This is a genomic window from Mycobacterium sp. SMC-17 (assembly GCF_045310915.1).
Lineage (GTDB): Bacteria > Actinomycetota > Actinomycetes > Mycobacteriales > Mycobacteriaceae > Mycobacterium.
Window position 1 is genome coordinate 23,717 of sequence record NZ_JBJIAK010000061.1, and the last position, 6,880, is coordinate 30,596.

The window sequence follows — 6,880 nt, forward strand, 5'->3', positions numbered from 1 at the left end:
GCGGTTGGCGCACCTAACCGCCGACGATGTTCGCGATCGCTCCCAGCGGCAGGTCCAGCCAGTGCGGCCGGTGCCGGGCCTCGTACCCGGCTTCGTACACCGCCTTGTCGAGTTCGTAGGCGGCGAGCAGTTCCGCGTCGGGCTCGGCACCGCCGCCCTCGGCATAGCCTGTGCAGAACGCCGCCCGGTTGCGGTCGGCCCATTCCCGCGCACGCGCCGCGAGTTGCTTGCGGCGCTGCTCGTTGCCGCCGCCCTCGGTCAGCCGCTGGAACGCCGCGTACTGATAGGACCGCAGCATTCCGGCGACGTCCCGCAGCGGTGAGTCGGGTACCCGGCGCTGATCCAGTGACTGCCCGGGTTCGCCTTCGAAGTCGATCAGCAGCCAGGTCTCGGGGGTGCGCAGCACCTGGCCCAGATGCAGGTCGCCGTGAATCCGTTGCACCGTGATCGGCTGCCCCTCGAGCGCGCGGTAGCGACCCTCGATGGCCGCGGCGTACTCGCGGACCTGTGGCACCGACGCGGTCACCGCGGCCAGCCGCTCCAGCATCGTCTCGACCGGGAACAGCGCCGTGGCCGTGCCCAGTTCAGCGGCCAGCGTCGCGTGCACCGCGGCGACGGACTGCCCGAGCCGCTCTGACTCCCCCGCGAAGTCGCCGCCGACCTCGTTGGCATACAGGTCGCCCTCGGCATAGAGGTCCCGGGTACTGGCGACGGCCATGTCCCAGCCCTCGGCGGCGTTGTCGGCGAAGCGGGCCAGCATGCCGAGCGCCGTCTCCGGTCCGCCGTCCAACGACATCGTCCCCAGCAGCGGCGCCACATGCGGGCTGCCGGCGCGGCTCAGCACCCGGGTCAGCTCGATGTCGGGATTCACACCGGATGTGACGCGGCGGAACAGCTTGAGGATGGCGGCTTCGTCGAACACGACACTGGTGTTGCTCTGTTCGGCGCCCATCACGCGCGCCGTCTCGCCCGCGGGCAGCTCGGCGTCGGGCTCCGCGGCAAAGGAGACCGGACCGATCGTCGCCGAGTCGGCGATCAGGCCGAGCAGCAGGGTCGCGACCTCAGGGTCACCGAGGGCGTCACCAACCTCGCCGTCGCCCTGGCGCAGCACCAGCTGGTACCGCTCGCCGGGCCCGTCGTCGTAGCTGACGTCGAGCAGCACCAGGTCGACGTCGTCGCGCAGCGCCACCACCAGCGCCGGTTCGGCGCCGGTCAGCTCCCGGTTGCGGCCGGCGTACCAGCGCTGCTGGGTCAGGTATTCGGTCAACTGTGGATCCATCACGGCTCCTCACCGACGGGCGCACGCAACGAGAACCAGTAGAAACCATGCCCGGGCAGTGTCAACAGGTAGGGCAGTTCCCCGATGCGGGGGAACTCGACCTGGCCGGTCAGCTCAACCGGCGTGTAGCCGTTCCAATGCTGCAGGTTCAATTCGACCGGCTGGGGGAACCGGGACAGATTGTTGACGCACAGAACCGTGTCGGCCTCACCGTCGTCTCGCACGAGTTCGCGCACATAGGTGAGTGCCGACGGATTGGAGCCGCCGAGTTCCCGGAACGAGCCCACGGCGAACGCGTCGTGCCGCCGCCGCACCGCGAGCATGGTGCGCGTCCAGTTGAGCAGGGAGTTCGAGGTGTCGCGCTGCGCTTCGACATTCACCGCCTGGTAGCCGTACACCGGATCCTGGCTCGGCGGGACGTACAGCCGGCCGGGGTTGGCCGTGGAGAACCCCGCGTTGCGGTCGGGCGACCACTGCATCGGGGTGCGGACGCCGTCGCGGTCACCGAGCCAGATGATGTCGCCCATCCCGATCTCGTCGCCGTAGTACAGCACCGGCGACCCGGGCAGCGACAACAGCAACGCGGTGAACAGTTCGGTCTGGTTGCGGTCGTTCTCCAGCAGCGGGGCCAGGCGCCGGCGGATGCCGACATTCGCCTTCATCCGCGGGTCCTTGGCGTACTCGGCGTACATGTAGTCGCGCTCTTCGTCGGTGACCATCTCCAACGTGAGCTCATCATGGTTGCGCAGGAAGATGCCCCACTGCGCCAGGTCGGGGATGGGCGGGGTCTGGGCCAGGATCTCCGAGATCGGGAACCGCGACTCCCGCCGGACCGCCATGAAAATTCTTGGCATCAGCGGGAAATGGAAGGCCATGTGGCATTCGTCGCCGCCGGTCTCCGGGTCGCCGAAGTATTCGACGACATCGGCCGGCCACTGGTTCGCCTCGGCCAGCAGGACCCGGCCCGGGAATTCGTCGTCGATCACCTTGCGGCACCGCTTGAGGAAGGCGTGCGTCTCGGGCAGGTTCTCGCAGTTGGTGCCCTGGCGCTCGAACAGGTAGGGCACCGCGTCCAGCCGGAAGCCGTCGATGCCCAGGTCCAGCCAGAAGCGCAGCACGTCGATCATCGCTTCCTGCACGGCCGGGTTGTCGTAGTTCAGGTCGGGCTGGTGGGAGAAGAAGCGGTGCCAGTAGAACTGTTTGCGGACGGCGTCGAAGGTCCAGTTGGACTCCTCGGTGTCGACGAAGATGACGCGCGCATCCTGGTACTTCTCGCTGGTGTCGCTCCAGACGTAGAAGTCACCGTAGGGCCCGGTCGGGTCGCGGCGGGACTCCTGGAACCACGCGTGGGTGTCGGAGGTGTGGTTCATCACCAGGTCGGTGATGACGCGGATACCGCGCCGGTGCGCGGCGTCCAGCAGGGCGACGAAGTCCTCGACGGTGCCGAACTCCGGCAGCACCTTGTAGAAGTCGCGGATGTCGTAGCCGCCGTCGCGCAGCGGCGAGTCGTAGAACGGTGGCAACCAAATACAGTCGACACCAAGCCATTTCAAATAGTCGAGTCGCTCGGTGAGACCTCGGAGGTCACCTGAGCCGTCGGCGTCTGAGTCGTAGAAGGCGCGGACCAACACCTCATAGAAAACCGCGCGCTTGAACCAGGTGCGGTCCTCTGGGAGGACTCGCGCGTGTCCGAAGTCCGCGGCGCTTGGATGTTCCACGCCACCGTTGGAGGCGTCCATCGAGAACTAACGTACCCGCGCCTGGGTAGGGTGCAAACGTGGCGACGACACGCGATCATGGCGACCCAGGTGATGCTCCGACGATCCCGCCGCCGCTGGCCGAAATCGTCAACCCGAACCGGCCGTCGGCCGCCGAAGAGGCCCGCACCATCGCGGCCTCGACGAACACCGGCACCCTGGCAACCCTGACGGCCGACGGCGATCCGTGGGCGTCGATGGTCACCTACGGACTGCTCGGCGGCGCGCCGGTGCTGTGCGTCTCGAATCTCGCCGAGCACGGCCGCAACCTCGCCGGCGATCAGCGGGCCAGTATCTCGATCATCGCGGCCAGCACCGACAAGGACCCGCTGGCCGGTGGCCGGGTGACCCTGGCCGGACGGGTGGCGCGACCCGAGGGCGCCGAACGTGACGCCGCCCGCGACGCCCATGTCGCGGCGGTGCCGGCCGCCAAGTACTACATCGACTACAGCGACTTCGCCTTGTGGGTGCTGCATGTCGACCGGGTCCGGTGGGTCGGTGGCTACGGCCGGATGGATTCGACGACGGGCGCGGATTACGCTGCGGCCCAGCCGGATCCGGTGACACCCGCGGCAGCCGGGGCGATCGCGCACCTGAACGCCGACCACGCCGACTCGCTGGCGGCCATGGCCCGGGTCCTGGGCGGATACCCCGACACCGAGTCGGCGACCTGCACCGGCGCCGACCGCTACGGCCTGGATTTGCGGGTCAATACTGCGCGCGGCATGGCCTACACCCGGGTCGGATACCCGCAGCCCCTGCAATCCATCGATGAATTACGTTCCGCGACAGTCGAATTGGCTCGGCTGTCCCGTCAGGTTTAGGATTCGCACCATGTCTGATCGCCCCGCAAGCTGGGAAGCCGCCTTCGACCTGATCCGCACGCGCGGCTACGAGCGCCGCGAGGAGCCGTTCCGGCTGGCGAGCGGGCAGCTCAGCCACGACTACATCGACGGCAAGTACGCCATCGACAACGGCGTCAGCCTGACGACCGTCAGCAAGGCCGTGGCGGAACTCGCCGCGCTGCGCGGCATCGAGTTCGACGCCGTCGGCGGTCTGACCATGGGCGCCGACCCGCTGGCGCACGGCGTCGCGATGGTCACCGGAAAGGCCTGGTTCTCGGTCCGCAAGGAACAGAAGGCCCGCGGCCGTGAGCAGTGGATCGAGGGCACCCGCATCGAGCCGGGCACCCGGGTCCTGCTGGTCGACGACGTGATCAGCACCGGCGGCTCCACCGAAATCGCCTACGACCGCGTCACCTCCCTCGGCGCGGTGGTCACCGGCGTCATCCCGATGGTCGACCGCGGCGACATCGCCACCGGCCGCTTCGCCAAGCGCGGCGTGCCGTTTGCCGCGCTCGTCAGCTACCGCGACCTCGGCATCGAACCGGTCAAGGACGTCTAAAGCGGGACACGCGCGCCGATACCGAGCAATTGGCGCGAGCCACCCCTAGCATCTGGGAGGTGGCTGACAGCGACGACCCAGAGCGCGATCTATCGCCGGGCGGCGTGCTGGAATCATCCGCCGAGGTGCAGGACGACGACCCGGACACCGACCCGTTCCGCGCCGTCGACCCGGGCCCACATGGCACCGGACCGTTTGCCGGCCCGACGACGGGCTCGTTCGTCATCCCCGAACCGGAGCCGACGGGCGACACCTTCGACGCGTTCAACACCGACACCTGGCGGTTCCGCGAACCGCCACCACCCTGGTATCGCAAGAAGGATGTCCGGCTGCTGCTGATCGTCGTCGCGGTCGCGGTGGTCGCTCTCGTCGTCTCTCTGGTGGTCCTGGCCACGCGCCGGGATTCCGGCTCCGACGAGGCACCAGTGGAACCCAGCACCACGACGACCACCACCACAACGACGAACGCCCCGGTGACCTCGTCGACCCCCAGTCCGCCGCCGCCTCCCCCGCCGCCGGCCGAACCACCGCCGGCCGCGGCGCCCCCGGCGTACCACCCGCCGGCCGCGCCGCCCGCTCCTACGCGTCCGCCCGAGATCAACGTGACGCGGATGCCCTTGAGCGTCGCCCCGACCCCGCGGCACCGCTGATGTCCGACCCGGCCGCCCTGTTCTCCGCCGCGCCCGTCGCCGTGCTGGCGACGGTGTCCGCCGAGGGCCAGCCGCATGTGGTCCCCGTGGTCTTCGCGGTCAGCGGGGACCGGCTCTATACGGCGGTGGACGCCAAGCGGAAGTCGACGCAGCATCTGCGGCGGTTGGACAACATCGCGGCCAACCCGCGCGTGAGCCTGCTCGCCGAGGAGTACGACGACGACTGGTCCCACCTCTGGTGGGCCCGCGCCGACGGCATCGCCACCGTGCACCCCAGCGGGGACGAGATGGCGATCGGCTACTCACTGCTGCGGGCCAAGTACCACCAGTACGACCGGGTGGCGCTGGACGGCCCGGTGATCCGGGTCGCGATCAGCCGCTGGAGTTCCTGGCACGCTTGACTCTTGTGCCGACCGTCGCGACAGGAGCATGGTGGACGTGACTCGTCGATAGGGGCACGTCATGGCGGACAAGACGAACAACCCATCCGGCGCCGCGCCCAGCGCGGACAGTCCGGCCGCGATCCGAAATGTGGTCCTGGTCGGGCCATCTGGGTCCGGGAAGACCACCCTCGTCGAGGCACTGCTGCTCCATGCCGGCGTGCTGACGCGGGCCGGGACGGTGCTGGACGGCACCACGGTCTGCGATCACGAACCCGCCGAAGTCGAGCAGCAGCGCTCGGTCGGTTTGGCGCTCGCCTCACTGCAGCACGGGACGGTGAAGATCAATCTGCTCGACACCCCGGGCTACGCCGATTTCGTCGGTGAGCTGCGGGCCGGGCTCCGGGCGGCTGATTGCGCGTTGTTCGTGATGGCCGCCAACGATGTGGTGGACGCCGCCACCAAGGCGTTGTGGCGGGAATGTGCCGACGTCGGGATGCCCCGCGCCGTCGTGGTGACCAAACTCGACCACGCCCGCGCGACGTTCGCCGGTGCGGTGGCGTCCGCACAGGAGTCGTTCGGGGACAAGGTGCTTCCGCTGTACCTGCCCGACGGGGACGGGCTGGTCTCGCTGCTCGGGGACGACGCGACGCTGATCGAAGGCATCATCGAGGAGTCCGAGGACGAAACGCTGATGGAGCGGTACCTGGGCGGCGAGCAGATCGACAACGCGGTGCTGGTTGCCGACCTCGAGCGCGCGGTGGCCCGCGGCTCGTTCTTCCCGGTGATCCCGGTGTGCAGCACCACGGGAACCGGCGCTGCCGAACTGCTCGACGTCATCGCACGCGGATTCCCTTCTCCCCCAGAGCATGTGCCACCGCAGGTGTTCACCCCGGCCGGTGTGGAAAAGCCCGCGCCCGCCTGCGATCCCGACGCACCGCTGTTGGCAGAGGTGGTGAAGACGACGTCGGATCCTTACGTCGGCAAGGTGAGTCTGGTCCGGGTATTTTCCGGCACCATCAGGCCCGACACGACGGTTCACGTGTCGGGCCATTTCAATTCGTTCGCCGATCCCGCCGAGGGCTGCGCCGAGCACGCCGACCATGACGAGGACGAGCGCGTCGGCGCCCTGTCGTTCCCGTTGGGCCGCAAGCAGCGTCCGGCGGCCGAGGTGATCGCCGGTGACATCTGCGCCATCGCCAGGCTGACGTGCGCCGAGACCGGGGACACCCTGTCGGACAAGGCTTCCCCGCTGGTGTGCCGGCCGTGGACCATGCCCGCGCCGTTGCTCCCCATGGCGATCGTGCCGCATGCCAAGACCGACGAGGACAAGTTGAGTTCCTAATCGGAGTCAAGTTCTCAGACGGGTTCTTGTGGCAAGTCCTTAGGCGGGTTCTAGGGTGGTGGGGG

At 68.7% G+C, this 6,880-nt stretch carries 6 protein-coding genes and 1 pseudogene; 5 read left to right on the top strand and 2 right to left on the bottom strand.

The window, feature by feature from the left end; all coding sequences use genetic code 11:
* Positions 1–13 precede the first annotated feature (13 nt).
* Together ACJH7A_RS26735 and treS are read right to left on the bottom strand one after the other, a co-directional pair.
* Positions 14–1,279, bottom strand: a complete 1,266-nt coding sequence (locus ACJH7A_RS26735; RefSeq protein ID WP_406802982.1) for a maltokinase N-terminal cap-like domain-containing protein — start codon at positions 1,277–1,279, stop codon at positions 14–16.
* Positions 1,279–3,018 carry a maltose alpha-D-glucosyltransferase gene (treS, locus tag ACJH7A_RS26740; RefSeq protein ID WP_406802983.1) on the bottom strand — a complete coding sequence of 580 codons (1,740 nt, stop codon included), beginning with the start codon at positions 3,016–3,018 and terminating at the stop codon, positions 1,279–1,281. Before treS ends, ACJH7A_RS26735 begins: the two co-directional genes overlap by 1 nt.
* 38 nt (positions 3,019–3,056) lie before the next feature.
* On the opposite strand from treS, the gene ACJH7A_RS26745 reads away from it, so the two are divergent.
* The 5 genes and pseudogenes from ACJH7A_RS26745 to ACJH7A_RS26765 all read left to right on the top strand — a co-directional run.
* Positions 3,057–3,860 (top strand): HugZ family protein, encoded by an 804-nt coding sequence (locus ACJH7A_RS26745; RefSeq protein ID WP_406802984.1) that lies wholly within the window; start codon positions 3,057–3,059, stop codon positions 3,858–3,860.
* A 10-nt stretch (positions 3,861–3,870) separates the two neighbouring features.
* Positions 3,871–4,440 carry an orotate phosphoribosyltransferase gene (locus ACJH7A_RS26750; protein ID WP_406802985.1) on the top strand — a complete coding sequence of 190 codons (570 nt, stop codon included), beginning with the start codon at positions 3,871–3,873 and terminating at the stop codon, positions 4,438–4,440.
* A 59-nt stretch (positions 4,441–4,499) separates the two neighbouring features.
* Entirely contained in the window at positions 4,500–5,090 is a 591-nt protein-coding gene (locus ACJH7A_RS26755) for a hypothetical protein (protein ID WP_212807657.1), read from the top strand.
* Complete coding sequence (locus ACJH7A_RS26760; protein ID WP_020099632.1) at positions 5,090–5,491, top strand: TIGR03668 family PPOX class F420-dependent oxidoreductase; 402 nt, start codon at positions 5,090–5,092, stop codon at positions 5,489–5,491. Before ACJH7A_RS26755 ends, ACJH7A_RS26760 begins: the two co-directional genes overlap by 1 nt.
* 61 nt (positions 5,492–5,552) lie before the next feature.
* Positions 5,553–6,809, top strand: a pseudogene (locus tag ACJH7A_RS26765) (GTP-binding protein); the annotation flags it as partial.
* Positions 6,810–6,880: the final 71 nt, after the last annotated feature.

Bases quoted from the DNA above. Each gene is read 5' to 3' on its own strand.
- ACJH7A_RS26735 (WP_406802982.1), bottom strand. From the start codon at position 1,279: ATGGATCCACAGTTGACCGAATACCTGACCCAGCAGCGCTGGTACGCC.
- treS (WP_406802983.1), bottom strand. From the start codon at position 3,018: ATGGACGCCTCCAACGGTGGCGTGGAACATCCAAGCGCCGCGGACTTC.
- ACJH7A_RS26750 (WP_406802985.1), top strand. From the start codon at position 3,871: ATGTCTGATCGCCCCGCAAGCTGGGAAGCCGCCTTCGACCTGATCCGC.
- ACJH7A_RS26760 (WP_020099632.1), top strand. From the start codon at position 5,090: ATGTCCGACCCGGCCGCCCTGTTCTCCGCCGCGCCCGTCGCCGTGCTG.